General features: G+C 62.7%; 19 protein-coding genes. 5 read left to right on the forward strand and 14 right to left on the reverse strand.

Annotated elements, in window-relative coordinates; all coding sequences use genetic code 11:
* Positions 1-8: 8 nt before the first annotated feature.
* Genes BLS51_RS12345 through BLS51_RS12370 form a run of 6 tightly spaced genes read right to left on the reverse strand, consistent with a single transcriptional unit; the run spans position 9 to position 7,293 of the window.
* Complete coding sequence (locus BLS51_RS12345) at positions 9-2,186, reverse strand: beta strand repeat-containing protein (RefSeq protein ID WP_229207794.1); 2,178 nt, start codon at positions 2,184-2,186, stop codon at positions 9-11.
* A gap of 29 nt (positions 2,187-2,215) precedes the next feature.
* Complete coding sequence (pilQ, locus tag BLS51_RS12350; RefSeq protein ID WP_090192410.1) at positions 2,216-4,390, reverse strand: type IV pilus secretin PilQ; 2,175 nt, start codon at positions 4,388-4,390, stop codon at positions 2,216-2,218.
* Positions 4,387-4,938 carry a pilus assembly protein PilP gene (locus tag BLS51_RS12355; protein ID WP_090192411.1) on the reverse strand — a complete coding sequence of 184 codons (552 nt, stop codon included), beginning with the start codon at positions 4,936-4,938 and terminating at the stop codon, positions 4,387-4,389. Before BLS51_RS12355 ends, pilQ begins: the two co-directional genes overlap by 4 nt.
* Positions 4,935-5,612, reverse strand: a complete 678-nt coding sequence (locus BLS51_RS12360; RefSeq protein ID WP_090192412.1) for a type IV pilus inner membrane component PilO — start codon at positions 5,610-5,612, stop codon at positions 4,935-4,937. Before BLS51_RS12360 ends, BLS51_RS12355 begins: the two co-directional genes overlap by 4 nt.
* Positions 5,612-6,217 carry a PilN domain-containing protein gene (locus BLS51_RS12365; RefSeq protein WP_090192413.1) on the reverse strand — a complete coding sequence of 202 codons (606 nt, stop codon included), beginning with the start codon at positions 6,215-6,217 and terminating at the stop codon, positions 5,612-5,614. The genes BLS51_RS12360 and BLS51_RS12365 overlap by 1 nt, the downstream gene beginning before the upstream one ends.
* The gene (locus BLS51_RS12370) at positions 6,217-7,293 is read right to left on the reverse strand and encodes a pilus assembly protein PilM (RefSeq protein ID WP_090192414.1); all 1,077 of its coding nucleotides are present in this window, start codon (positions 7,291-7,293) and stop codon (positions 6,217-6,219) included. Before BLS51_RS12370 ends, BLS51_RS12365 begins: the two co-directional genes overlap by 1 nt.
* Before the next feature lie 226 nt (positions 7,294-7,519).
* Here BLS51_RS12370 and BLS51_RS12375 point away from each other — a divergent pair, with 226 nt between their 5' ends.
* Positions 7,520-9,859, forward strand: coding sequence for a penicillin-binding protein 1A (locus BLS51_RS12375; RefSeq protein ID WP_090192415.1), 2,340 nt, complete (start codon positions 7,520-7,522; stop codon positions 9,857-9,859).
* On the opposite strand, the gene cyaY is transcribed toward BLS51_RS12375, so the two are convergent.
* Complete coding sequence (cyaY, locus tag BLS51_RS12380) at positions 9,856-10,194, reverse strand: iron donor protein CyaY (protein ID WP_090192416.1); 339 nt, start codon at positions 10,192-10,194, stop codon at positions 9,856-9,858. The two genes, BLS51_RS12375 and cyaY, sit on opposite strands and share 4 nt — an antisense overlap.
* Positions 10,195-10,237: 43 nt before the next feature.
* Here cyaY and BLS51_RS30620 point away from each other — a divergent pair, with 43 nt between their 5' ends.
* Entirely contained in the window at positions 10,238-10,411 is a 174-nt protein-coding gene (locus BLS51_RS30620; RefSeq protein ID WP_373994367.1) for an LPS translocon maturation chaperone LptM, read from the forward strand.
* 5 nt (positions 10,412-10,416) lie between these two features.
* A complete protein-coding gene (lysA, locus tag BLS51_RS12385; RefSeq protein WP_090192417.1) occupies positions 10,417-11,694 on the forward strand; it encodes a diaminopimelate decarboxylase in 1,278 nt (425 codons plus the stop codon).
* An 87-nt stretch (positions 11,695-11,781) separates the two neighbouring features.
* Here lysA and BLS51_RS12390 read toward each other — a convergent pair whose 3' ends face one another.
* The 5 genes from BLS51_RS12390 to BLS51_RS12410 all read right to left on the reverse strand — a co-directional run bounded on the left by BLS51_RS12390 (position 11,782) and on the right by BLS51_RS12410 (position 17,485).
* Positions 11,782-12,375 carry a protein-methionine-sulfoxide reductase heme-binding subunit MsrQ gene (locus BLS51_RS12390; protein ID WP_090192418.1) on the reverse strand — a complete coding sequence of 198 codons (594 nt, stop codon included), beginning with the start codon at positions 12,373-12,375 and terminating at the stop codon, positions 11,782-11,784.
* Complete coding sequence (gene msrP / locus BLS51_RS12395; protein WP_090192419.1) at positions 12,375-13,346, reverse strand: protein-methionine-sulfoxide reductase catalytic subunit MsrP; 972 nt, start codon at positions 13,344-13,346, stop codon at positions 12,375-12,377. The genes BLS51_RS12390 and msrP overlap by 1 nt, the downstream gene beginning before the upstream one ends.
* A 70-nt stretch (positions 13,347-13,416) precedes the next feature.
* A complete protein-coding gene (gene ccsB / locus BLS51_RS12400) occupies positions 13,417-14,580 on the reverse strand; it encodes a c-type cytochrome biogenesis protein CcsB (RefSeq protein WP_090192420.1) in 1,164 nt (387 codons plus the stop codon).
* Between the two features lie 13 nt (positions 14,581-14,593).
* Positions 14,594-16,687: a cytochrome c biogenesis protein ResB gene (locus BLS51_RS12405; RefSeq protein WP_090192421.1), complete on the reverse strand. Its 2,094-nt coding sequence runs from the start codon at positions 16,685-16,687 to the stop codon at positions 14,594-14,596.
* 129 nt (positions 16,688-16,816) lie between these two features.
* Positions 16,817-17,485, reverse strand: coding sequence for a c-type cytochrome (locus tag BLS51_RS12410; RefSeq protein WP_090192422.1), 669 nt, complete (start codon positions 17,483-17,485; stop codon positions 16,817-16,819).
* A gap of 159 nt (positions 17,486-17,644) precedes the next feature.
* Between BLS51_RS12410 and yihA the strand changes: the two genes are divergently transcribed.
* Together yihA and hemB are read left to right on the forward strand one after the other, a co-directional pair.
* Positions 17,645-18,364, forward strand: coding sequence for a ribosome biogenesis GTP-binding protein YihA/YsxC (gene yihA, locus BLS51_RS12415; RefSeq protein ID WP_090192423.1), 720 nt, complete (start codon positions 17,645-17,647; stop codon positions 18,362-18,364).
* Positions 18,357-19,358 (forward strand): porphobilinogen synthase, encoded by a 1,002-nt coding sequence (gene hemB, locus BLS51_RS12420; protein ID WP_090192424.1) that lies wholly within the window; start codon positions 18,357-18,359, stop codon positions 19,356-19,358. The genes yihA and hemB overlap by 8 nt, the downstream gene beginning before the upstream one ends.
* 10 nt (positions 19,359-19,368) lie before the next feature.
* Here the strand turns inward: hemB and BLS51_RS12425 are convergent, their stop codons facing one another.
* Together BLS51_RS12425 and BLS51_RS12430 are read right to left on the reverse strand one after the other, a co-directional pair.
* Complete coding sequence (locus BLS51_RS12425) at positions 19,369-20,265, reverse strand: hypothetical protein (RefSeq protein WP_090192425.1); 897 nt, start codon at positions 20,263-20,265, stop codon at positions 19,369-19,371.
* A 317-nt stretch (positions 20,266-20,582) separates the two neighbouring features.
* A complete protein-coding gene (locus BLS51_RS12430; protein ID WP_090192426.1) occupies positions 20,583-23,732 on the reverse strand; it encodes an efflux RND transporter permease subunit in 3,150 nt (1,049 codons plus the stop codon).
* Positions 23,733-23,734 lie beyond the last annotated feature (2 nt).

Consider the following 23,734-nt stretch of genomic DNA (forward strand, 5'->3'; position numbering starts at 1 on the left):
GATCCAACTTATAACGGGTTACTGCACTGAGTCGACACCCCGTATGGACTCATCTCGCCCGGTGGGCGGATGTTCTGGGTAGAGTAATCGGTGCTTAATCCCGACAAGTGTACCAGAGAGGTGTAGCGGGACTCGGTGCCGCTGGCCTGGCCGCGTATCGTCAGGTTCACATCCAGCCAGTAGACGCGGTCGCGCGGATACACCAGCGACACCATGGCGCGGCCGCTGGCGTCGGTGGTCACCGATGGCGTCACCGTCACCGGGATGCCCGGCTCCAGCGTGCCATTGCCGTTGACGTCCTCGCCGGCGTCGAGGATGCCGTTGTTGTTCAGGTCCTCGTTGGCGCAGCCGTTGCGTACCGCCGGTGCCCATGGACCGGGCGTGACAAAGGTCAGGTAGCCTTTGAAATAGGTTACCGGCAGCACCGAGGCGGTCAGGTTGACGCCGGGGACGGCGTTGCCGGCGGCGTCGGTGACGATCACCGCGTAATCCATCTGGTACGTCGCGCTGGTCGGCGTGCCGACCGTGTTGCCGGTGCCGGCGCTGATGAACAGCGATTTCTGCGCCACCGTCAGCCGGGCGACGGCGGTGGCGCCCGAGCCGCCAACCAGCCGCGCCTGGATCTGCACGCCGTCGGTCGGTGTCACCGAGGTGCCGGCAATGAAGCTGGTGGTGGCGGTGCCGTCAGCGCCAGTGGTGACCACCGCCGGCTGGGTCAGCGCGCCGCCACTTGGGTCGGCGATGATGGAGAAGGCCACCGTGGCGTTCTTCACCAGGTTGTTCTGCACCGTGCCGTCGCGCACGATGGCGCGCAGCGTGGCCTGCTGGCTGGTGCTGCCGGTGGTGTTGACACCGACTATCGCCGGATCAGCCTGTAAGGTGATGGTCGCCAGCGGCGTTACCGGCGCCACAAACTCCAGTTCGGTCTGGGTGGTCTGGCCGCCAGCGTTGGCGGTCAGCGTGGCGATGCCGGGACCGGTGGCGTTGACATAGGCGTTGGCGGCGCCGCCGGACAGGCCCAGCGCCCCGCTCAGCGCCACGGTGCAGGCGGCGTCGCCATACACCGTGCCGCGCGAGGTGCTGAGGGTGACACTGCTGCCCGGCGCATTGGTCACCGACACCTGCTGGCAACCGCCGATCGATGCCGAGCTGATGACGTTGCCGGAAACGTCCAGCACGCGCAGCGCAAAGGTCGAGGAATTGATCGACAGGCTGGACGAGGCGATCTCCCCCATCGAGCGCACCGTGATGATGTCGGCCGAACCGCCGCTGGCGACATAGCTGAGCACCAGCTGGCCACCGGCATTGGTAACCGCCGCGCCGCCGCCCTTGACGCTGAGTGAATTGGCGTTGGAACTGAAGGTCACCGGCTTGCCGACCAGCGCATTGCCGGCCGAGTCCACCAGCTTGACGGTCACGTCGGTGGACGACCCCACATTCACGGTCGGCGTGGCGTTGACGGTCAGCTTGTTGCCGCTGACATTGACCACCGCCGTCGCCGGCGCGGCGCCCGGCACACTGGCGCTGACCTTGATGGCGCGCGAGGTGGCGTCGCCGCCGGTGCCCAGTTTCTCGGTGACGGTGCCGCTGGCGTCAGTGACGCGGTTGGTCAGCGTCAGGCTGCCGGAGTCGGAGCTGAGGCTGACGGTCACGCCCGGCATCACGGTGTTGTTGGCGTCGCGTACCAGCGCGGTCACCACCACCTCGTTGCCGGCGATGCCGGCCGAGGCCAGCGTGCCCTTGTCGGTGGTCAGCGTCAGCGTCGGGACGGCGCTCACCACCTTGACGGTGATGGTGGCCGACCTGGCATTGCCGGCGCTGGCGCTGATGGTGATGTCGCGCTGCGAGGAATCGCCCTTGACGCTGAGTTTCTCCACCACCTCGCCGGCGCTGTTGCTGACCCGGTTGCTGCTGCTGATGGTGCCAGAGCTGGCGCTGAAGCTGACCGTCTCATTGGCCAGCGCATTGCCGCCAGCGTCCTTGACGATGGCGGTCAGCGTCACCTCGGTGCCGTCCAGCCCGGACGAGGCGATGGTGCTCGCACTGGCCGTCAGTGTCACGCTGCCGGCCTTGGAGGGCGCCACGCCATTGCTATTGGTGCCGGGCGAGCCGCCACCGCCGCCGCAGGCCGACAGCAAGCCTGCGCAGGCCAGCGTCGCCAGCCATCCTGTGAATTTGTTCATCATCAAGCGCATCCCCTAAACAATGAGTCCAATCACCGCGCCGTCGACAGGCGCTCCGTCACGATCTTCGGCGTGATAAATACCAGCAGCTCCGTCTTGTCGTTGGTGCGGCTGTTGCTGCGGAACAGGTAGCCCAGCACCGGAATGTCGCCCAGCAGCGGCACCTTGTCGGTGGTGCTGCGCTCGGTTTGCTGGTAAATGCCGCCCAACACCACGGTGCCGCCGTTGTCGACCATCACCTGGGTCTTGACGTGCTTGGTGTCGATGGCGAAGCCGGAACGGGTTTCCTGGCCGACGCTGTCCTTGTTGACGTCGACGTCGATGACAACATTGCCGTCCGGCGTGATCTGCGGCGTCACCTCCAGCCGCAGGTTGGCCTTGCGGAACTGGATCGAGGTGGCGCCGCTGCTGGTGGCCACCTGGTAAGGCAGCTCGATGCCCTGCTCGATCAGCGCCACCGCCTTGTCGGCGGTAATCACGCGCGGGCTGGAAATGATCTTGCCGGTGCCATCTTCCTCCAGCGCCGACAGCTCCAGGTTGAGGAAGCGGTTGGCGGCCGACGAGAACAGGCTGATCGCCAGGCTGCCGGCCTGCGCGCCGTTGATGTTGCCGGCCGGCAGATTGATGAACTGGGTGTTGTTGAAGCTGGTGTCGGTGACCGCCACCTGGCCGGTGGTCTGGCCGACGCCGGTCAGGTTGCCGCCAATCGCGAAGCGGGTGTTGCCGTTGCCGATCTGGTAGCCGGAATCGCCGCCACGGATGGTGCGCATGTCGGAAAAGCCCAGCTTGGCGCCGAGGTTGCGGGTGAAGGTATCGCTGGCCTCGACGATGCGCGCCTCGATCAGCACCTGCTTGGTGGCGATGTCGGTCTTGGCGATCAGCCGGCGCACGTCCTCCAGCTTGGAGGCGATGTCGGTGACGAACAGCTGGTTGGTGCGCGGTTCGATGATGGCGCTGCCGCGCTTGGACAGGATGCGCGCCTTGGCGTCGCCGCCCTCCAGCCCGAACACGGTCTTGAACGCTTCCGCCTTCTGGTAATTCAGCTGGAAGATTTCTGATTTGAGTGGCTCCAGATCGGCGATCTGTGCGCGCTGTTCCAGTTCCAGTTTTTCCTTGGTCAGCAATTCCTCCTTGGGCGCGATCCAGATCACCGAGCCGTTCTTGCGCATGTCCAGGCCCTTGGCTTGCAGGATCACATCCAGCGCCTGGTCCCACGGCACTTCGCGCAGGCGCAAGGTCAGATTGCCGGCCACGCTGTCGCTGGTGATGATGTTGAGGCCGGAAATATCGGCAATCGCCTGCAAGGCGGCGCGCACTTCAACGTTCTGGAAATTGAACGACAGCTTTTCGCCGCGATAGCCCTGCGAGCCTTGCGTCAGCTTGTTCGGATCTTCCTTGATCGGCTTGACGTCGACCACCAGTTGGGTGTCGCTCTGGTAGACGGTCTGCTCCCACAGGCCGCGCGCCTCGATGATCAGGCGCGTGTTCTCGCCCTGCGGCACGGTGGTGACCAGCGACACCGGCGTGCCGAAGTCGCCGACATCCAGCCGCCGGCGCAGGTTTTCCGGCACGCCGGTCTTGAGGAAGTCGACCATCACACCGGTCGGCGTCTGCCGCACGTCAACCGCCACCTGATTGTTGGGCAGGTCCACCACCACCCGCCCTTCGCCATTGGCGCCACGGCGGAAATCCAGGTCGCGCAGCAGCTGCTTGCCGGCCGGCGCAGGCGCGCTGCGGGCGGCGGGCAGACCGTTGCCGTCGACCGCCGTGGCCAGGCCGCCGGAGCCGTCGATGGTCAGGATCACCGCGTTGCCATCAATGGCGGTGGCGTAGTTCAGCGTGCGCTTCAGGTTGAACACCAGGCGCGATCGCTCGCCAGCCTGCACCAGGTTGACGCCGCGCAGGTCGCCCTGGTTGAACTCCAGCACGTTCTTGTCGGTGGCGTTGATGGTGGCGCCGAAGTCGAGCGCGATGCGCGCCGGATTGGTGATGGCAAAGCTGATCGGCTGCGCCACCGGCGCGTTGCGCAGGGCGATCCGGACGATGACATTGGCGCCTTGCTGGTTGGCGGTGATCGATTCGATGGCGTTGGCGGCCGGGGCTTGCGCCCGCGCGCCGCCAGCCAGCTGCAAGGCCAGCGTCAGCGCCAGCACAGGCGCCCAGACTGCGGCGGACCAGGCCCGCCTGGCCAGGGTATGAGCGGTCATTTGGTGGTCTCCTTGCTTTCCTGCAGTTCCAACTTGGACAGGCGCTCGACCCAGTCGCCGGTGGCGTCCTGGACGATTTCCTTGAGGTTGACGCTGTTCTCGTCGATGCTGGTGACGACGCCGAAGTTCTGTCCCAGATGCTGGCCCTTCACCACCTGGTGCACGGCACGGTCGACTTGCAGCACGGCATACATCACGCCTTTCTTTTCGATGGTGCCGACCATCTGGATCGTGTCCAGCGGGTAGGTTTCCAGCAGTTCCTTGCGGCGCTGCGTATCCGGGTGGAGGCCACTACCGCCGCCTTGCGCCGCCTGCTTGGCCAGCTCGGCCAGCAGCTTGTTGGGGTTGAACGGGTCCGGCTCTTCCTTGTTGACGTAGGCGAAGGGAATGAAGACCTTGGGCTCGGCCAGCGGCGGCACCTTGACCCTGGTCTGCGCATCAACCTGTTTCATCCAGGTGCGTACTTCCTGCACGTCGCTGTCGCCGCAGCCGGCAAGCACGAGCAACAAGATGGTGGCAGTCAGCGTGGTGGCGGTCAGCGTCCTCATGATTTTTTCGCCGCCTTTTTCTTGTCGGCGGCGGCCTTGCGCTGCGCTGCCACTTCTTCCGGATCGAGATAGCGGAAGGTCTTGGCCACCGCTTCCAGCGTCAGCGTGCCGTCCTTGCCGGAGGATAGCGCCAGGTTGTTGAGCGTGACGATGCGCGGCAGGTTGGCGATGTCGCCGGTGAAGGCGCCAATGTCGTGGTAACTGCCGTTGATCTTGATGTCGATCGGCAGCTCGGCGTAGTAATCCTTGATGACCACCTGCTGCGGCTTGAACAGGTCGAATTGCAGGCCGCGGCCAGCGCCGGCCTGGTTGATATCGGTCAGCAGCGCCGCCATCTCGGCCTTGCTCGGCAACTGTTTCTGCAGGCGCTCGACGTACTGGTCGACCTGCGCCTTTTGCGCGCGCAGTGCATCCAGGTTGATCGCCTGCTCGGTCTTCATCCGGTATTCGGTGCGCAGCTTGTTTTCCGCCATGGCGCCAGCTTCCTGCTCCTCGAACTGCGAACTCCAGTAACCGAAGTAGCCTGCCACGCACACCGCCGCCGTCACGCCAATCGCGCACAGCAAGCGCGGCGCCAGCGGCCACTGTCCGGGATGGCGGCCATTCAGGTCGCGGAACTGCTCGGCCAGGCCGGCAAACAGTTCGTTGAGGTTGATGTTGGCCCTGGACGCCATCAGCCGCGCTCCCTGGCTTTGCCGTTGTCTTCCGGCTGGTCCTTGTCGCGCGGGCGCTTGATCATCACATTCAGATTGAACTCCACCACTTTCCTGGCGCTCTTGCCCTGCCCCAGCCCGGTCGACTTCACCTCGATCAGGTCGGGCCGCTCCAGCCATGGCGACACGCCGGCCAGGTTGCGCAGCAATTCCGACACCCGCTCCTGCGACTGCGCATAGCCATTCACTGCAACCTTCTGTCCATCCTGGCGGAAGGCCTTGAGGTAGACGCCGGGCGGCGTTTGCCTGACCAGTTCATCCAGCAGGTAGACTGGCTGGTTGCGGTCGCCCTGCAAGTCTTCGACCGCCTGCTGGCGCGCCTTCAGCGCTTCGATTTCCTGCTTCAGCGTGGCGATCTCGGCGATCTTCTTGTCGAGGACGGTGATGGCGGTTTTCAGTTCCTGGTTGCGGGCGTCCTGGATGGCGATGGCGCGCGCGTTGTAGCCGCCCACCAGCAGCACGATGCCCACGCCGATCACGCCGCCCAGCGCCAGCAGCGTATAGAAGGCTTGCTTCTTCTGCTTGCGCTTTTCTTCGCGGTGAGGGAGCAGGTTGATGCGTATCATCAGCCGAACCTCCGCAAGGCCAGGCCACAGGCCACCAGGTAAGCAGGCGCATCCAGCCGCAGCTGCGATTCGCGCACTGAGGGACCGATCTGCATGCCCTTGAATGGTGCGATGACAGCGCTGGAGATGCGGGTGCGGCTGGCCACCAGTTCCAGCAGGCCAGGCATCAGCGCGCAGCCGCCAGCCAGGAACAGCTGGTCGACCCGGGTATAAGGCGTGGAGGTGTAGAAGAACTGGATGGCGCGCGTGACTTCCAGCGCGGCGCTCTCCAGGAAAGGCGTCAGCAGTTCGGCGTGGTAATTGTCCGGCAGGTCGCCGGTTTTCTTGCGCGCCTCGGCTTCGTCGAAGGACAGGCCGTAACTGCGCACGATGTCCTGGGTCAGCGTGTTGCCGCCGAAGGGCTGCTCGCGCTCGTAGACGGTGACGCCGTCCAGCATCACCGAAATGTGGGTGACCTGGGCGCCGATCTGGAACAGCGCGATCACCTGGCCGACGCCGCCTTCCGGCAATTGCGTGACCACCCGGTCCAGCGCAGCACGGGCGGCGTAGGATTCGATGTCCATCACGGTCGCCTTCAGGCCGGAGGCTTCGGCGATTGCCACCCGGTCCTCGACCTTTTCACGGCGCGAGGCAGCCAGCATCACCTCGATATCATCGGCCGAGCTGGCAGCCGGGCCGATGACGTCAAAGTCGAGACTGACCTCATCCAGCGCGAACGGGATGTACTGGCTGGCTTCGGACTCGACCTGGATTTCCAGCTGGTCTTCCGACATGCCGGCCGGCAGGATGATCTTCTTGGTGATAACGGACGCGGGCGGCATGCCCAGCGCCGCGTGTCTGGCGCGGGTACCGCTTTTCTTCCAGACCCGGCGCACGGTTTCCACCACCTGGTCCATGTTTTCGATATTGCCGTCGGTGACGGCGTTGCGCGGCAGCGGCTCGGCGGCGTAGCGCTCCAGCCGCAATTCGCCCTTGGCACCCTGCGCCAGCTCCACCAGCCGCACGCTGGAGGTGGAAATGTCGATGCCCACCAGCGGCGGGTTGCCCTGGCCCAGCAGGGCCTTCAGCTCGATCATACGAGTCCTCCGGCGCCGTGGGGGCCACCTATGCTGCAATCCATCCGAACCGGAACTGTTTGCATAAAAGGAAACTCGCTAAAAACCTGCGTTTAGAAGGTTTATATCTGCCTGTACATTAAATCGAGCCAATTTAAGTGTAAAGGTATTTCTATTGTGCACAATTGCCCTGGTGTGAGGGTTTCACCACACTTATTACGGCCTTCGGCTCGCTTATAATGCCCGCATGACCTCTAATAATTCGGAAACCCCAACACCATCGAAACCGCGCACCACTGCATCCCGTTTCTTCCTGCTGGCCGGCCTGTCCGTTGCCGGCCTGGGCGTGACCGGCGTGCTGCTGGTGGTGTTCGGCCTGGCCATCGCCTACCCCAACCTGCCGGAAATCGACACGCTGACCGATTACCGCCCGAAGATGCCGCTGCGTATCTTCTCCGCCGATAATGTGCTGATCGGCGAATTCGGCGAGGAGCGCCGCAATCTGGTGCGCATCAAGGACATCCCGGACGTGATGAAGAAAGCCGTGCTGGCGATCGAGGACGACCGCTTCTACGAGCACGGCGGCGTCGACTACACCGGCATCCTGCGCGCCACGCTGCACAACGCAGTCGGCAGCGGCGGCAAGCAAGGCGCGTCCACCATCACGCAGCAGGTGGCGCGCAACTTCTTCCTGTCCAGCGAACAGACTATCAAGCGTAAAGTCTACGAAATGCTGCTGGCGTGGAAGATCGAGAAGAACCTGACCAAGGACCAGATCCTGGAGGTCTATATGAACCAGATCTACCTGGGCCAGCGTGCCTATGGGTTCTCGTCCGCCGCACAAATCTACTTCGGCAAAAACCTGCGTGACATTAGCGTGGCCGAGGCCGCCATGCTGGCCGGCCTGCCGAAAGCGCCATCCGCTTACAATCCGGTAGTCAATCCGAAACGCGCGCGCACCCGTCAACAATACATCCTGCAGCGCATGCATGATTTGGGCTATATCAGCGACAAGCAGTACGAAACCGCCAAGGCCGAAGACCTGAAGGTCAAAACCGACAGCAGCGAGTTCGGCGTGCACGCCGAATACGTGGCCGAGCTGGCGCGCCAGCTGGTGTATGAACAGTTCAAGGAAGACACCTACACCCGTGGCCTGAACGTGTTCACCACCATCACCAAGGCCGACCAGGACGCCGCCTACCTGGCGCTGCGCAAGGGCGTGATGGACTACGAGCGCCGCCACGCCTATCGCGGCCCGGAAGCGTACATCGACATCCCGGCCAAGAAGGAAGAAGCGGACGACGCCATCGAAACCGTGCTGGCCGAACATCCGGACAACGACGACCTGATCGCCGCCGTGGTGCTGTCGGCCACGCCGCAGCTGATTACCGCCGTCACCGCCTCGGGCGAAGAAATCAAGATCAGCGGCGCCGGCCTGGAGCAAGGCCGCTCGTGGCTGTCCGACAAGAATCCGCCAAACAAGCGCATCCGCCGTGGCGCGGTGATCCGCGTGCTACAGGAAGGCAAGGACTGGCTGGTGGCGCAGATGCCGGAAATCGAATCGGCGTTTGTCGCGGCCAGCACCACCGATGGCGCGATCAAGGCGCTGGTTGGCGGCTTCGACTATAACCGCAACAAGTTCAACCACGTGACGCAGGCATGGCGCCAGCCGGGCTCGTCGTTCAAGCCGTTCATCTACTCGGCATCGCTGGAGCGCGGCCTGTCGCCGGCTACCATCATCAACGACGCGCCGATCTCGTTTGACGCCGGCCAGACCGGCGGCCAGGCATGGGAACCGAAGAACTACGACGGCAAGTACGACGGTCCGATGACCATGCGCAAGGGCCTGACCAAGTCCAAGAACATGATCTCGATCCGCATCCTGCACCGCATCGGCGCCAAGTACGGCCAGGAATACGCGACCCGCTTCGGCTTTGACGCCGACAAGAACCCGCCCTACCTGACGCTGGCACTGGGCGCCGGCAACGTCACGCCGCTGCAGATGGCTGGCGCCTACGCGGTGTTCGCCAACGGCGGCTACAAGATCAGCCCTTACCTGATCTCCAAAGTGACCGACGCCGACGGCAAGATCCTGTCGCAAGCCCATCCGGACCTGGCCGGCGACGAGAAGAATCGCGTGATCGACGAGCGCAACGCCTTCCTGATGGATTCGATGCTGAAGGACGTGGTGCGCTACGGCACCGCCGCCAAGGCGAATGTGCTGGGCCGCCGCGACATCGCCGGCAAGACCGGCACCACCAACGATTCGATCGACGCCTGGTTTGCCGGCTACCAGGCCAAGCTGGTCGGCATCGCCTGGATCGGCTACGACCAGCCGAAGAACCTGGGCAACCGCGAAACCGGCGGCGGCCTGGCGCTGCCAATCTGGATCAACTACATGCAGAAGGCGCTGAAGAGCATTCCGGTCGAGGAACGCGCGGTGCCGGAAGGCGTGATGCTGGTGGGCGACGAGTACTACTATGCGGAGAATCCGCCGGGCACCGGGGTCAACAACCTCGATGCGCCGGGCCACGGCACGCCGGCCGAGGAAAAGGCCAAGGATGCCGTGAAAAACGAGCTGTTTTAAGCTTCAGGCGCCAGCACCACTGGCGCGCCGCCCTGTTTGGTGACTTCCTCGGACAGGGTGGCAAACAGCTCGGAGCCGTCGCGGGTGTTGAGCCACTGGCCATCCTTCTGACGGTAGTGGTAGCCGCCGGAACGCGACGCGACCCACAGCTCCTGCATCGCCGCCTGGCTGTTGACGATGATCTTGGAACCATTGTCGATAAACTCGATTTCCAGCACATTGCCGCTGCGGCTGCACTCCACATCGGTCATATCGGCATCGTTCAAACGGTCCAGGGCCGCCTCGATGGCGTCCAAGGTGGCTTCGGCTTGCGCCAGGAATTCTGATTCGCCCATGCTACACTCCAGTATCTGCACTTAAATAATCTGTGATTCTATCGTGAAGTCCAATTTCCGTTTGATTATTGGCACAGCCACCCTGTGCCTGACCGTATTGCTGAGCGGCTGCGGCCAACCCGGCCCGCTGTACTTGCCCAAGCCTCCAGCGGCCAAGCCTGCCAAGAGCAGCAACGCCCCTGTCCCTACTCCTGAAACCGCTGCTCCTCAACAATAATTCTTATGTCGCAATTTTCGTATAAAGACGGCGTGCTGCACGCCGAAGGCACCTCGCTGAGCGCGATTGCCGAGCAGTTCGGCACGCCGACCTATGTGTACTCCAAGGCCGCGCTACTGAATAACTTCGCCGCCTACTCCGACGCCTGCCTGGGCCGCGATGCGCTGGTGTGCTACGCCATGAAGGCCAATTCCAACCTGGCCATCCTCGACCTGCTGGCGCGCCAGGGCGCGGGCTTCGACATCGTCTCCGGCGGCGAACTGCTGCGCGTGCTGGCGGCCGGTGGCGACGCTGGCAAGGTGATTTTCTCTGGTGTCGGCAAGAGCGTGGCGGAAATGCGCCTGGCGCTGTCGCATGACATCCTGTGCTTCAACGTCGAATCGATCCCCGAGCTGCACCGCCTGAACGAAGTGGCCGGCGCCATGGGCAAGAAAGCGCGCATCTCGCTGCGCGTCAACCCGAACGTTGATCCGAAGACCCATCCTTACATCGCCACCGGTCTGAAAGCCAGCAAATTCGGCGTCGCGTTTGACGACGCACTGGCCACCTACCGCGCCGCCGCCCAGTTGCCGCACCTGGACGTGGTTGGCATCGACTGCCACATCGGTTCGCAGCTGCTGGACGACGCGCCGCTGCTGGAAGCGCTGGACCGCCTGATCGAGCTGATCGACCAGCTGGGTGCGGAAGGCATCGAACTGCACCACCTGGACATCGGCGGCGGCATCGGCATCAACTACGGCGTAGCGGGCGAAGCGGCGCCGGTGCCGGTGGGCGACTACCTGGCCCGCCTGTTCGCGAAAATCGACGCCTGGCGCGCCGCACGGCACGATGGCAAGGCGATCAAAGTCATCTTCGAGCCGGGCCGTTCGATCGTCGGCGACACCGGCGTGCTGCTGACGCGTGTGGAATTCCTCAAGCATGGCGAAGAGAAAAACTTCTGCATCGTCGACGCCGCGATGAACGACATGGCACGTCCAGCGCTATACCAGGCGTGGATGGACATGCAGCCGGTGGTACAAAGTGGCGCCGAGGCGGCGGTGTATGACGTGGTCGGCCCGATCTGCGAATCGGGCGACTGGCTGGCGCGCGACCGCCCGCTGGCGATTACCGCCGGCGATCTGCTGGTGATGCACACGGCCGGCGCCTACGGCATGACGATGGCCTCCAACTACAACACCCGCGGCCGCGCCGCCGAAGTCATCGTCGACGGCACCGTCCCGCACCTGGTCCGCCAACGCGAAAACCCCGCCGACCTCTACGCCCTCGAATCCATCATCAAGTAAACATCCGGGGTCAGTTCTGCCAAACGTACACGGTCTCAACTGCGTCGCAGTTGAGACCGTGTACGTTTGGCAGAACTGACCCCGGTTTTATTTGCGGGCGGCCCACCAGAGGCGCATGAGCAGCAGCACGCCGAGTATCGTGCCGAAGATGATCGGTTCGGTGAAGTTGTGCTTGCCCGCTTTCATCCACCAGAAGTGCAGTACCGCCAGCGGTGCGATCCCGTAGATCAGCCGGTGCAGCCATTGCCAGCGCTTGCCGCCCAGCCGCTTGATCATGCCGTTGGTGCTGGTGACCGCCAACGGGATCAGCAGCACGAAGGCGATGAAGCCGACCGTGATGAAGGGCCGCTTCAGCACGTCTTTCCACATCTCCGCTACATCAAAGAAGTGGTCGAACCACAGGAAGGTGATGAAGTGCAGCAGGCCGTAGAAGAAGGTGTACAGGCCCAGCATGCGGCGCAGCTTGATCAGCCAGTTCCAGCCGCTCAGCCGCCGCAGCGGCGTTATCGCCAGCGTGAAACACAGGAGGTACAAGGTCCAGTCGCCGGTGCCGCGCGTGATGAATTCAAGCGGATCGACCAGTTGGTCGCTTACCGTCAGGTAGACCATGCGCAGCAAGGGGACCAGCGCGGCAATGAAGACGCCGCCCTTGAGCCAGCTGACTTGTTTGGTCGTCAGCATCAGTAGTATTTCTTCAGATCCATGCCGGCGTACAGCGGGGCGACATCGTTATAGCCGTTGAACATCAGCGTCTTGCGCTTGCGCGACAGGAAACCGTCTTCGCCGATGCGGCGCTCCGAGGCCTGCGACCAGCGCGGGTGGTCAACGTCCGGATTCACATTCGAGTAGAAGCCGTATTCGCCTGGCGCCGACAGGTTCCACGAGGTGCGCGGCTGGTCCTTCACAAAGCGGATCTTGACGATCGACTTGGCCGACTTGAAGCCATACTTCCACGGCAGCACCATGCGCACCGGCGCGCCGTTCTGGTTCGGCAACACTTCGCCATACATGCCAAAGGTCAGCAGCGCCAGCGGGTGGTTGGCTTCGTCGATGCGCAAGCCTTCGGTGTACGGCCATTGCAGCACGCGGCTGCCAATGCCCGGCATCTGTTTCTTGTCCGCCAGTGTGACGAATTCCACGTATTTGGCGTTGCCGGTCGGCTCGACCTTTTTGATGATTTCAGAGAACGAGTAGCCGATCCACGGGATCACCATCGACCAGCCCTCCACGCAACGCAGCCGGTAGACGCGCTCCTCCAGCGGCGCCAGCTTCAGCAGCGCATCAAGGTCCAGCGTCATCGGCTTCTTGACCTCGCCTTCGATGGAAACCGTCCACGGACGGGTCTTCAGCGTGCCGGCATACATCGCCGGTTCACTCTTGTCGGTGCCGAATTCGTAGAAATTGTTGTAGCTGGACGCGTCCTTGAACGGCGTCTGCTTGTCCATCGCCGAGAAGGCGGGATTCAGCTTGGCGGGCAACTTCATGCCTTGGGCGAACGCTTCGCGCTGCGCCATCTCCAGCAGCGCTGCGCTGCCGACCGCTCCCATGGCGATCTGCTTGATGAAGGTGCGGCGCGATTCGTACAGCGCGCGTGGCGTGATTTCCGAGGAAAACGGCAGGTCGATGCCGTTGGGACTGCGCTTGATCAGCATGATGGCTCCGGTAGATTCGTGTCAGGGCTAACCTTACACCAATCTACCTGAGCCAGTTTTAAACTTCTGTTTACAATTTACCGTAGGAGTGCAAACCGGACAGGAACATGTTGACGCCCAGGAAAGCAAAGGTCGTCACCAGCAGGCCCACCAGCGCCCACCACGCCGCCGGACGGCCGCGTAAACCAGTCATCAACCGCATGTGCAGCCAGGCCGCGTAGTTCAGCCAGACGATCAGCGCCCAGGTCTCTTTCGGGTCCCACGACCAGTAGCCGCCCCACGCTTCCGCCGCCCACAGCGCACCCAGAATCGTGGCGATGGTGAAGAAGGCGAAACCAGCCGAGATCGCCTTGTACATCACGTCATCCAGCACTTCTTCCGACGGCAGGCGGTCCTTCAGGTAGCCCGAGGTTTTCAGCAGATAGGCTGCCGCCACCATGGCCGCCAAGGCAAAGTTGCCATAACCGATAAAGTTGGCCGGCACATGGATCTTCATCCACCAGCTTTGCAGCGCCGGCAGCAGCGGCTGGATGTCAGCCGCGTTGCGCGAGGTGGTGTACCACATCAGGAAGCCGATCGCGGCCGAGATCACCAGCAGCACGAACGGGCCCATCTGGCGGGTGGCGTAGCGTTGTTCAAAATACAGGTAGAACATCGCGGTAATCAGCGAGAACAGGATGAAGACTTCGTACAGGTTGGACACCGGAATGTGGCCGACATCGGCGCCGATCAGGTAGGACTCGTACCAGCGCACCATCATGCCGGTCCAGCCCAGCACCACGGCAGCCCAGCTCAGCTTGGTGCCCAGGCTGGATACCGATGCCGAACGGCCGATAAAGCCGATCCAGTAGAACACGGTGGAGATGACAAACATCACGCTCATCCACAGCACCGCCGACTGGCTGGACAGCATCATGCGCAGCCAGAATTTCTGCGAGCCGTTGTCCAGCTGGCCGTTGTACATCGAGATCGCCCACAGTGACAGCAATGCAATCAGCGGCATCAGCCAGCGCACCGGCTTCCAGTGCCAGCCGAGCGCGGCGAAGGTCGGCGCGGCCAGCAGCAGGATGCCCTGTTCGTAGATGTCCATGTAGTGGCCGTAGCGGTTCAGGCCGAACACGGCGCCGGCCAGCAGCGCCAGCGCGAATAGCCAGTCCACCACCGTCAGGCGTTTGAAATAACCGGGCGCCTGCTGGTATGTCTGCGCGGCTTGCTGGGATTGAGTCAGTTCCATTCGTTTCTCCTGCTTATGCTGCCGACTGCGGCAGTTTTTCCTTCAGTGTTTCAAATTCATTCTCGAAGTCCAGCGTCTTGCGCTGGGTGCTCATGGCCATCAGCGCCTCGCTGCCGTGGTCGCCGTCTTTCAGCCAGATCCACAGGCGGCGCTCGCGGATATAGAACATGGCAAACACGCCCAGCACCAGGAACAAACAGCCTAGATATACCACGTTCTTGCCCGGCGAACGGGTAATCTGGAAGACCGACGCCTTGATTTCAGTAAATTCATCCAGCTGCAGGTAGACCGGCGCGCCGTACAGCGCCACGTCCGACAGCGCGTTGGTGGCCAGTTGCAGGAAGCGCGCGTGCGTCTCGTCTTCGGTGACCGCCTCCAGGCCATCCTTGGCACGGGCGATCTGCCACAGGTCCCACAGGCTGCCGTTGAGTATCTTCATGAAAGCGTCGACGGTTTTTTCCTGCGCCTCGGCCGGCACCCTGGACAGGAATTGCGACACCGCCATGAAGCCGCCACCCTGCTGGTTGCCGGCGAAGATGCTCAGGCTCTTGTCGGCCGATGCCTGCAAGGTGTCGCGCATGGCGTTGTTGGGCGAATTGAGCGTGGCGCGCTCGGCGTAGCGTTTGGCCGCCGCAGCGCGCAGCGCAGGATTTTGCAGCGCCGCGCGCAGACGCATCCATTCATTCAGGCCGTGCGCATCGTCGGCAGGGATGCGCAGATAGCTGAAATTGTCGGCCGGATTGGTGCGCATGCCGGCCAGGAATACCGTGGCGCCGTCAATGGTGACCGGCTGCATGTAGTTGTTGAATTCGCGCGCCTGGCCGGTCTTGTCGCGCAGCTTGTAGCTGACGCTTGGGCCGATGTTTTTCAGGTCCTTGTTGACGGCGTTCTTGCCGGCCGAGCCAGTGTGCTTGTCCAGACTCTGCGCCAGTTCTTCCTGCAGGCTGCGGCCCTGCTTGACCGAGCGCGGATCGTTGGTGGCGCCGATGTTTTCGACGTTGAACGGACGGAAGCCCGACCATTCGACCGTGTACTCGTCGTTCAGCGTGGAGGCACCGCCGACTTCGCCATTCATGTCGAAGCGCTTGTCGTCGCCGCCCAGCATGGCGTAGCCCTTCAGCTTGAGCTTGGAGCCGCCATCTTCAAAGCTGGACTGGTAGATCGCCAGGCCGTTGAAGATCAGCGGCTTGTTGACCTCGATGGTGGCCTTGGCGGTTTCGCCGGTGGCGTTGTTGCGCACCTCGACATCGCTGGCGTACAGCTTGGGCATGCCGGTGCTGTAGAAATCAATGGTGAATTTCTTCAGGTCGATGGTGATCGGCAGCTCCTGGATCAGCACGCCATCCGGACGGGTCAGGATGGCGGTGTTGCTGGTCTGTCCTTCCGGAATCATGGTATTGCCGCGGAAGGTGGGATTGTTGATGCTGAGGCGGTGCTGCGGCGGCACTTGTGAGATCAGGCCGCTGCCCTTGAACGGCGTCTTGCCGAGGAACCATTCCTGCATGCGGATCGGCACATCCGAATCCAGCAGGCCGCCGATGCAGATAATCACAATCGACGCGTGGGCAAAGATATAGCCGAACTTGTTGGCCGCGCCCTGCTTGGCAGCCACCAGCGTGCCGTTGTCCTTTTCCACCAGCTTGACCTGGTAGCCGGCGTCCTTCAGGCGGTCGGCGCTTTGCTGCGCCAGCGCGGCGCGCGGCAGCGGCGAGCGCCATTGCATCTTGTGGTGGAAATTCAGCAGCGACTGCTCGCGCACGTTCTCGCGCCAGCTGCGCATATCCTTCAGCATCTTGGGCGCATTGCGGACGATGCACAGCGTGGTGGAGACCACCAGCGCCGTCATCAGCAGCAGGAACCACCAGGCCGAGTAGACCGTGTACAGGCCGATCTTGCGGAACACTTCGAACCAGAACGGGCCGAACTGGTTCAGGTAGTTGGACGAGGCCTCGCCCTGCTTCATCACCGTGCCGATGACGGCGGCGATGGCGATCATCGCCAGCAGGGCGATGGCAAACCGCATGGAGGAAATCAGTTCAATGATTTCACCAACGATGGGGCGGCGGGTTTTCAGCTGGATGCCGGTGGTGCTGGGGCTGCTACTCATGCGGAATTCTTTAATGAAGAGGTTGGGCGGCAGGATACCAAGAAAAAGGGCAGCCTGCTCACGCAGCCGCCCCCTTCTTTTTGCCTATTTTTAGCTGGTCCGCATTCGTGCGATGCGGTTTGTATAACTTTATTTCAAGCCTGCTACATAATCCGCGACAGCCTTCATCTCTTCGTCGGACATGCGCTTGGAGATCGGCGCCATTTCCACGCTCTTGCGCGCGCCGGACTTGAACAGGCCCAGTTGCGCAATGGTGTAGTCCTGGTGCTGACCGGACAGGCGCGGATACTGGACCGGGATGCCGGCGCCATTGGCGCCGTGACAGCTGGCACAGGCCGGTACACTCTTCTCGGCGATGCCGCCGCGATAGATCTTCTTGCCCAGTTCCACCGTGTCCTTGTTCTTGGCGGCGCCGGGATTCTGCTTCTGGCTCACCAGCCAGGCGGCGACGTTGTGCTTTTCTTCATCGCTCAACATCTTGGCATAGGTGGTCATCACCGGCTGGCTGCGGTCGGCGGTGGTGAAGTTCACCAGTTGCTTGTACAGATAGCCTTCATGCTGGCCAGCCAGCTTGGGATTGACGCTGATGGTGGAGTTGCCACCGGCGCCATGGCAGGACACGCAAGCTGGCAGGCCGCGGGCGGCGTCGCCATCGGTGTACAGCGAAGCGCCTTTGGCTGGATCGATTTTCGGGGCGGCAGGTTGAGCGGGCTTCTTGTCTTCGGCGTGGGCGGTGGCCGTGACGGCCAGCAGAGCGACGAGCAAGGATTTAACAAGCGGTGAAAACATACTATTCACACTATTCATTCAAGCACCCTTGGAGGAGTCTAAAAAGTTTTTAAACCTCGTGTGGCAGCGCAGCATGAAAATGTGCTAAGAGGCACGAGGTAACTACTCATTGTACAATAGCTTAAAAAAATTCCTGCCTTAACGTGTTGCTTTTTTCCCCACTCCCCCATGTCTAAACTCTGGCAAGCCCGCTTTTTTACTACTGTTAACCAATTACGCGACCTCCCTGACACCCAGGTGCCGGAGATCGCCTTTGCGGGCCGTTCCAATGCCGGTAAGTCGACCGCCATTAATATTCTGTGCAACCAGAAGGGCCTGGCGTTTGCCTCCAAGACCCCTGGCCGCACCCAGCACATCAACTTTTTCTCGATCGGCGGCGCCCACGTGGCCCAGCACCGCAAGGACCCGACCATTGTCGACGAAATCCAGGCGCTGCTGGTCGACTTGCCGGGCTACGGCTATGCCGAAGTATCCGGCTCGGCCAAACTGCACTGGCAACGCCTGCTGGGCGACTACGTGCAACGCCGCGACCAGCTGGCCGCGCTGGTGCTGATCATGGATTCGCGCCGTCCGTTCACCGAACTGGACGTGCAGATGCTGGAATGGTTTGCCCCGACCGGCAAGCCTATTCATTGCATTTTGACGAAAGTTGATAAACTAAACCGGAATGAATCCGTCAACGTGCTGCGCCAGGCTCAGGCTAAGCTGGACAGCTACGTCGACGAAGACGGCGAAGGCTTCCCCTTCACCGTGCAGCTGTTCTCCGCGCTCAAGCGCATCGGCATCGACGAAGCCAACGACAAGATCCTGGAGTTGTTCGGCCTGGCCGACGACGACGCCGCGCCAGCGCCAACCTCTTCAGAGTCGGAAAGTGATAGCAATGAGTAAAGTTTCTTCGCAATTCCCCGCCATCCGCATGCGCCGCATGCGCCGCGACCCATTCTCCCGCGCGCTGATGCGCGAAAACGTGGTGACGGCGGCGGACCTGATTTACCCGGTCTTTATTCTGGAAGGCACGCACCAGCGCGAGGCGGTGGCCTCGATGCCGGGCGTCGAGCGCGTCTCGGTCGACCTGCTGCTGAAGGTGGCGGAAGAGTGCGTGTCGCTGGGCATTCCGGTGCTGGCGCTGTTCCCGGTGATCGATGTGTCCAAAAAAACGCCGGACGGCGTTGAAGCCACCAATCCGGACGGCCTGGTGCCACGCGCGGTGCGGGCGCTGAAACAGGCCTTCCCCGACCTCGGCATCCTGACCGACGTCGCGCTGGACCCGTACACCAGCCATGGCCAGGACGGTCTGATCGATGACAACGGCTACGTCATCAACGACATCACCACCGACATGCTGATCCGTCAGGCGCTGTGCCACGCGGCAGCCGGCGTTGACGTGGTGGCGCCGTCGGACATGATGGACGGCCGCATCGGCGCCATCCGCGAGGCGCTGGAAGCGGGCGGCCACATCCACACTCGCATCATGGCCTACTCGGCCAAATATGCATCGGCGTTCTACGGCCCGTTCCGCGACGCGGTCGGCTCGTCGGCCAACCTCGGCAAGGGCGACAAGAACCAGTACCAGATGGACCCGGCCAACAGCAACGAAGCGCTGCGCGAAGTGGGCCTGGACCTGGCCGAAGGCGCCGACATGGTGATGGTCAAGCCGGGCATGCCTTACCTGGACATCGTGCGCCGCGTGAAAGATGAGTTTAAAGTGCCGACCTTCGCCTACCAGGTCAGCGGCGAGTACGCGATGATCAAGGCCGCCGCGCAAAACGGCTGGCTGGACCACGACAAAGTGATGATGGAATCGATGCTGGCCTTCAAGCGCGCCGGCGCCGACGGCGTCCTCACCTACTTCGCGCTCGACATCGCCCGCAAGCTGAAATAAAAATCGCGATTTATTTGCGGCCCAGATTGTAGTATTCGGGGAAGATTTCGCGCATCAGGAATTCGAACAGCTGCTTTTCGTCTTCCTTGCGCGCGCTCATCGTCACCGTGCGGCCCAGGCGATGCGACTCCCAGTCGAAGTCGCCGGTCTTTTCGCCACGGATGATCTTGATCATTTCCTTCACCGTGGCCGTTTCAATGTCCTGCTCGGCGCCACGCTCAACGCTTACCTGCTTCAGCCAGTTGCGCTTGAAGTTGGTGTTAAAGCCGCGGAATTTGATCTCGGCGCTGTTGAAACTGATCTTCTTGACCGTGAACAGGCCGCCGCTTTCGTCGGCCGTGGCGGCGCTGTTGGCGCGCGCGATATTGGCCATCGCCACCCGCTTGGCGCGATCGCCTTCGCTCTCCACCGCCGGGGTTGGCGGCGCCGGTGGATTCTGCGCTTCGCGCGCGGCACGGCGCTTGGCAATCATTTCCGACATATCCTGTTCCGGCGGTGGCGGCGTCATCTTGGCCTGCACCGGCGGCACATAGGTTTCCAGTTTTTCACGCGGCGCCACCGGCGCCTGCTTGGCCTCGGAGGCCTTGCGCGGCGGCTGTGGCTTCGGTTTGGCCTTCGGTGCTTCCGGCTTCGGTTTCGGCTTGCTTGGCTGCTTTGCCAGCGGCGCGATGTAGACCATCTGCCCGCCCTTGACCGACGGCGGTTTCATCGGCGGCGTGTGCGACGGCGCAAACAGGTAGTACAGCACGCCCAGCAAGTGCAGGCCAATCGAAATGCCGATGCCGATGCGGTTGTTACGGGACTTGCGCTCCCACGTCGCATAACTGTCCTGCGCGGCCGGCAGGCGCTGGCCGCAAGTCTCGCAGTAGTCGGAATGTGCGGAAAGAATGTGGGAGTCGTGGTGCAAGATACAAACCTTGGGGAACGCGAGTCGTCAAAATGGGGCCATAGTGCCAGAGTCCCGCAATTTTGGGAACCGCTCCAAATGCCATGCCTTGGCACCAGACTGTCTACTTTACAAGTTTCAGCTCTTGACGGGTGTTACTGTATGTATCAATTGCTTTGCAAAGTATCAACGATTTGACACCCGGAGCGCTGGTTTCCCTATCATAGAACGCAGCGCCGCCTTGCTGTGTTCGGCACACCACATCGGCCGACGCTGGCGGCGTTTAACAAATTACCGATGCGTAAGGATGTGGGGCCGCCGTTCCCGGTGCGTGATTTTCAATGCTTATTTACCGTCTTCAACGGCAGCGGATGCACCGCTTCGTGGCCGGCTGGCGCGATGGCGGCATCGGCGGCGATTTCCACGTCGCTCATCGGCCCGGTGCCGCTGTATTTGTCGAGGAACAGGTAGATCACCGGCGTGATGTACAGCGTGATCACTTGCGAGAAGATCAGGCCGCCCACCACGGCCAGGCCCAGCGGCTGGCGCAGTTCGGCGCCGGCGCCCAGGCCCAGCGCGATCGGCAGCGCGCCCATCAGCGCCGCCATGGTGGTCATCATGATCGGGCGGAAACGCAGGATACAAGCCTGGCGTATCGCCACTTCCGGCGTCAGCCCCTCGTTGCGCTGCGCGTGCAGCGCGAAGTCGATCATCATGATGGCGTTCTTCTTGACGATACCGATCAGCATCAGGATGCCGATGATGGCGATCATGGTCAGGTCCAGATTGAACAGCCGCAGCGTAATCAGCGCCCCCACCGCCGCCGACGGCAGGCCGGCCAGGATGGTCAGCGGGTGGATGTAGCTCTCATACAGCACGCCCAGCAGCACGTAGATGACGCCCAGCGCGGCGATAATCAGGATCAGCTGGCTGCCCTGCGAGCTCTGGAACACCGCCGCGTCGCCGCCGTAGTTGGTGATGATCGATGGCGGCAGGCGCATGTCGGCGCCCCAGGCGTCGATCTTGGCGGTGGCCGTGCCCAGCGGCACGTCCGGCGCCAGGTTGAACGACAGCGTGATCGCCTGCAACTGGCCCTGGTGGTTGACGGCGGTAGGGCCGATGGTGCGTTCCACCGTGGCAAAGCTGGACAGCTGCACCAGCTGGCCAGTCTTGTTGCGCACCGAGATCCGCGTCAGCGCGCTGTCGAACTGGCGGTCGGCGTCGGCCGCTTCCAGGATCACGTAGTAGCTGGCGGCCGGCGAGTAGATCGTCGATACCTGGCGCTCGCCAAAGGCCAGGTACAGCGCGGTGCGGATGTCGCCGATTGCCACGCCGAGGTTGTTGGCCTTGTCGCGGTCGATTTTCAGCGACGCTTGCAGCCCCTTGTTCTGCGAGTCGCTGGTGACGTCGCGGAAGTCCGGATCGGCGCGCATGCGCTCCATGTATTTGTCGGCCCACTCATTCAGCGCGCCGGGACTGACCGATTGCAGCGTGTACTGGTAGCGCGACTTCGACTGGCGGCCGCCCAGCTGCAAGTTCTGCACCGGGCTCAGGTAGACGGCAATGCCCGGCACCTGCTTGGTGGCCTTGCGCAGGCTGTCCAGCACTTGCGGCATCTTCTGGCGTTCGCTGCGCGGTTTCAGCACCAGGAACATGCGGCCGGTATTGCCGCCGCCGACGAAGGAAGTCACGTCCTGCACGTTCGGATCGGCCTTGATGACGGCGGCGACCTTCTCCTGCAACTCCATCAGCGAGGCCGACGAGATATCTTCCGACGCTTCGGTGTTGACGCGGATCTGCCCCAGGTCTTCCTCCGGGAAGAAGCCTTTCGGGATGGTGATATACAGCACCGCCGTCAGCGCGAAGGTGCCCAGCGCCAGCAGCAACACGATGTAGCGATAATGCAGCGCGGTGTCCAGCGTACGGGCGTAGAAGTCGCGCAGCGCGCCGAAGCCGGCTTCGAACCAGCGGCCGAGGAAGTTGCCTTTGTCGTGCTCTGGATCGATGGCGTCGGCCGGCAGCATGCGGCTGGCCAGCATCGGCACCAGCATCAGCGACACCGCCGCCGACACCAGCACCGACAACGCCACCACCACGGCGAATTCGTGGAACATCAGGCCGATCACGCCCGGCATGAAGAAGATCGGAATGAACACCGCCACCAGCGACACGGAAATCGAAATAATCGTGAAGCCCATTTCCTTGGCGCCCACCAGCGAAGCTTCCAGCGGCCGCTTGCCCATCTCGATGTGGCGCACAATGTTTTCCAGCACCACGATGGCGTCATCGACCACCAGGCCGACCGCGAGCGTAATGCCCAGCAGCGAGACGTTGTCCAGCGAGTAGCCAAACGCATACAGCAGCGCCAGCGCGCCCAGCAGCGAGATCGGCATGGTGATTGCCGGGATAAACGTCGCAGCGGCGCGGCGCAGGAACAGGAAGATCACCATCACCACCAGGAAGATGGTCAGCAGCAGCGTCAGGTTGACGTCGTGGATCGCTTCGCGGATCGACACCGAACGGTCGTTGACCAGGTTGATGTTGATCGACGCCGGCAGCTGCGCCTTGAACTGCGGCAGCAGGCGGCGCACGCCGTCCACCACCTGCACGGTATTCGCATCCGGCTGGCGCTGCACCAGCAGCACGATGGAGCGCTCGCCGTTGTAGCTGCCGGCCGCCTTGGTCGACTGGAAGCTATCCTGCACTTCGGCCACATCCTTCAGGCGCACCGGCTCGCCATTGCGCTGGGCGACGATCAGCTCGGCGTAGTCGGCGGCTTTCATCAGCTGGGCGTTGCCGGTGATGGTCAGTGTCTGCTTCGGTCCGTCGAGAATGCCCAGCGGCGTGTTGGCGTTGGCCGACTTGATTGCATCCTGCAGCTCTTGCAGCGTCAGGTTGCGCGCGTTCATCAGGTCCGACTTGGCGCGGACGCGCACGGCAAAGCGTTTCTGGCCGTTGACCGACACCTGCGCCACGCCAGGCAGCGTCGACAGGCTAGGCGCGATCAGATTCTCGGCGTAATCATTCAGCTCCGACAGGCTCAGTGACGGCGAGTTCATGGTCATGAACAGCACCGGCGCGTCGGCCGGATTGACCTTGCGGTAGGACGGCAGGTCCGTCATCTCGATCGGCAACTGGCGCTGGGCGCGCAACAGCGCCGCCTGCACGTCAACCGCCGCTTCGTTGACGTTGATGCTGGGATCGAACTCCAGCGTCAGCGAGGAGTTGCCCAGCGTGTTGGTGGAGGTAATCAGCGATAGGCCGGCAATGGTCGAGAACTGCTTCTCCAGCGGCAGCGCCACCGACGAGGCCATGGTGTCCGGCGAAGCGCCCGGCAGGTCGGCCGAAACGTTGATCACCGGCGTGTTGTAACTCGGCAGCGCAGCCACCGGGATGTAGAAGTAGGACAGCACGCCCGCCAGGATCAGCGTGGCCGACAACAGCACCACCATCACCGGGCGGCGGATGCACAACTCGGAAAGGTTCATCG

The sequence above is a fragment of the Duganella sp. OV510 genome, assembly GCF_900100205.1.
Taxonomy (GTDB): Bacteria; Pseudomonadota; Gammaproteobacteria; order Burkholderiales; family Burkholderiaceae_D; genus Rugamonas.

Coding starts and splice junctions, on each gene's coding strand:
- BLS51_RS12345 (WP_229207794.1), bottom strand. CDS start 2,186: ATGATGAACAAATTCACAGGATGGCTGGCGACGCTGGCCTGCGCAGGC.
- pilQ (WP_090192410.1), bottom strand. CDS start 4,390: ATGACCGCTCATACCCTGGCCAGGCGGGCCTGGTCCGCCGCAGTCTGG.
- BLS51_RS12355 (WP_090192411.1), bottom strand. CDS start 4,938: ATGAGGACGCTGACCGCCACCACGCTGACTGCCACCATCTTGTTGCTC.
- BLS51_RS12360 (WP_090192412.1), bottom strand. CDS start 5,612: ATGGCGTCCAGGGCCAACATCAACCTCAACGAACTGTTTGCCGGCCTG.
- BLS51_RS12365 (WP_090192413.1), bottom strand. CDS start 6,217: ATGATACGCATCAACCTGCTCCCTCACCGCGAAGAAAAGCGCAAGCAG.
- BLS51_RS12370 (WP_090192414.1), bottom strand. CDS start 7,293: ATGATCGAGCTGAAGGCCCTGCTGGGCCAGGGCAACCCGCCGCTGGTG.
- BLS51_RS12375 (WP_090192415.1), top strand. CDS start 7,520: ATGACCTCTAATAATTCGGAAACCCCAACACCATCGAAACCGCGCACC.
- cyaY (WP_090192416.1), bottom strand. CDS start 10,194: ATGGGCGAATCAGAATTCCTGGCGCAAGCCGAAGCCACCTTGGACGCC.
- lysA (WP_090192417.1), top strand. CDS start 10,417: ATGTCGCAATTTTCGTATAAAGACGGCGTGCTGCACGCCGAAGGCACC.
- BLS51_RS12390 (WP_090192418.1), bottom strand. CDS start 12,375: ATGCTGACGACCAAACAAGTCAGCTGGCTCAAGGGCGGCGTCTTCATT.
- msrP (WP_090192419.1), bottom strand. CDS start 13,346: ATGCTGATCAAGCGCAGTCCCAACGGCATCGACCTGCCGTTTTCCTCG.
- ccsB (WP_090192420.1), bottom strand. CDS start 14,580: ATGGAACTGACTCAATCCCAGCAAGCCGCGCAGACATACCAGCAGGCG.
- BLS51_RS12405 (WP_090192421.1), bottom strand. CDS start 16,687: ATGAGTAGCAGCCCCAGCACCACCGGCATCCAGCTGAAAACCCGCCGC.
- yihA (WP_090192423.1), top strand. CDS start 17,645: ATGTCTAAACTCTGGCAAGCCCGCTTTTTTACTACTGTTAACCAATTA.
- hemB (WP_090192424.1), top strand. CDS start 18,357: ATGAGTAAAGTTTCTTCGCAATTCCCCGCCATCCGCATGCGCCGCATG.
- BLS51_RS12430 (WP_090192426.1), bottom strand. CDS start 23,732: ATGAACCTTTCCGAGTTGTGCATCCGCCGCCCGGTGATGGTGGTGCTG.